This window comes from Phyllobacterium sp. (assembly GCF_037994425.1).
Classification (GTDB): Bacteria; Pseudomonadota; Alphaproteobacteria; order Rhizobiales; family Rhizobiaceae; genus Phyllobacterium.
This window is the reverse complement of the sequence record NZ_JBBNAM010000015.1, coordinates 1-1,983: the sequence shown is the minus strand read 5'-3', so window position 1 is coordinate 1,983 and position 1,983 is coordinate 1. Positions and strand designations below refer to the sequence as shown.

The window sequence follows — 1,983 nt, the reverse complement described above, 5'->3', positions numbered from 1 at the left end:
GACATCGAATGGCGCGACGTGACTGAATCGACCCCCGCTGCATTGACGGCGCTGATGATCCCGTTCACCTACTCGATCGCCAACGGTCTCGCCTTCGGCTTCATCAGCTACGTCGTGCTGAAGACGCTGACCGGCCGCATAAGCGCGATCCATCCCGCGACGTGGCTCGTAGCTATCCTCTTTGTCGTGCGGTTCGCCCTGTTCCCGGTCTAACAGTGCAACCGGTCCGGGCAATTCACGTTTGGACCGGTCGTTTCAAACCCGAAAAGAAAGACCAGACATGCCCTCTGAAACTTCAACCACAAAGGTACTGGACGCATTGCTCGATGCAATGGAAGAAAAAATCATTCCGATGACAGAAAAGGGCGTTGCTGCCGGAAACAAGATTTTTGGCGCAGCGCTCTTGCGCAAATCGGATCTGTCAGTCGTGCTGGCAGAAACCAACAATGAGACAGAAAATCCGCTCTGGCACGGGGAAGTCCACACGCTGAAGCGGTTCTACGAAGTTGACAGCGACAAGCGACCGGATCCGCGTGAGCTCATCTTCCTGTCGACGCATGAGCCATGCTCCATGTGCCTTTCGGCGATAACCTGGGCCGGTTTCGACAATTTCTACTATTTCTTCAGCCATGAAGATTCGCGCGATGCATTCGCCATCCCGCATGACCTCAAGATACTCAAGGAAGTATTTACGTTGGAGCCGGGTGGCTACAATGCGCACAATGCCTTCTGGAAGAGCTATTCGATCCACACGCTGATCGCGAGCCAGCCAGAACCGGATCGATCGAGATTGCAGGAACGCGCCGCCGCCATCGCGCGCAAATATGATGCATTGTCGGCGCGCTACCAGGCGGGCAAGGCCGGCAACGCGATCCCTTTGAACTAAGTTTAACCGGTCACGGAAAGATAAAGGCCGCCTGCATGGAATGCGGGCGGCTTTTTTTGATAGCTGTCCGGGTCGTTTAAACTAGCCGATCAGAAATGGCTCGGCGTAGAAGTGTTCCTCAAGGTTGATCCCGTCGCCGCCACGATCGATCACCACAAGCGTGCTTTCGGCGTGGAGCGGCGTCAAGATGCCATGCCAGACGTTGCGATGGATATTCACACCCTGTCCGGGCGCGGTCAGAAAGGCCAATGGATCGCCCGGCCCATTTTCTTGTTGGTGAGCGGCGACTACGAGGAACGGATTTGAAGAGAGCGGCACGAAGGCCTGGCTGCCCAAGGGGTGGCGTTCAACCATGTCGAGCCTGAGCGGCAGCTCATAGGGCTTGCCGTGCAACAGGCTGATCAGTGTGCGGGCGTTGACACCGGTCGTCTCGACCTTTGCAAGGTCATGATAGCGCGTGCACATGCCATGGTTGATCGCAAAGCTGTGCGCACCTTCCACCGCGATGACATCCCCGAAAGGTGCGAATGCCTGGCGCGTCAATGGTTTTATCCGGATTTCACGCATTTGCGTTCCTTAGTCTGGCAACATATCGCGAAGCCGCAAGAGAGCGATTTTCTCGACCTCGTGGCAGGCGGAGGTGAACTCCGTCTGGCGATCGTTTTCAAGACGCGCCGTGAACGCCTTGAGGATTGCTTGCTTGTCGAGCCCTCTGACCGCGATAATGAAAGGAAAGCCGAAACGCTTGATGTAGTTGGTGTTGAGCGCTGTAAACTCTGACCGCTCATCATCGGTCAGTGCATCAAGGCCGGCAGAAGCCTGCTCCTGTGTCGAACTTTCCGTCAGGCGTTTTGCTTGTGCGAGTTTGCCGGCAAGATCCGGATGGGCATTGAGGACTCCAAGCCGTTCTTCTTCGCTCGCCATGCGAAACGCGGCAGAAAGCGCGGCGTGGAGCCCGGTTGCGCTGTCATGTGCCGGCGAGAGCTCCGAGGCAAAGACGCGGCGGGCAATCCAGGGTGAATGTTCAAACACGCCGCCAAAGCGGTCGACGAACGCAGCTTCATCGAGCAAGGACGGGCGAGCCTCCTGGTGCTGGT

The 1,983-nt window shown here is 56.9% G+C and carries 3 protein-coding genes and 1 pseudogene; 2 read left to right on the top strand and 2 right to left on the bottom strand.

Translation table 11 applies throughout. The features are described from left to right. Both AAAB35_RS00550 and AAAB35_RS00545 read left to right on the top strand, forming a co-directional pair. A pseudogene (locus AAAB35_RS00550) lies at positions 1-213 on the top strand (NCS2 family permease); the annotation flags it as partial. Between the two features lie 67 nt (positions 214-280). After that, complete coding sequence (locus AAAB35_RS00545; protein ID WP_340666305.1) at positions 281-886, top strand: nucleoside deaminase; 606 nt, start codon at positions 281-283, stop codon at positions 884-886. Positions 887-967: 81 nt separating this feature from the next. Here AAAB35_RS00545 and AAAB35_RS00540 read toward each other — a convergent pair whose 3' ends face one another. Continuing rightward, positions 968-1,453, bottom strand: coding sequence for an ureidoglycolate lyase (locus AAAB35_RS00540; RefSeq protein WP_340666304.1), 486 nt, complete (start codon positions 1,451-1,453; stop codon positions 968-970). A 9-nt stretch (positions 1,454-1,462) separates the two neighbouring features. Further along, positions 1,463-1,983, bottom strand: a 521-nt coding sequence (gene uraD, locus AAAB35_RS00535; protein ID WP_340666303.1) for a 2-oxo-4-hydroxy-4-carboxy-5-ureidoimidazoline decarboxylase, incomplete at its 5' end; no start/stop codon positions are given.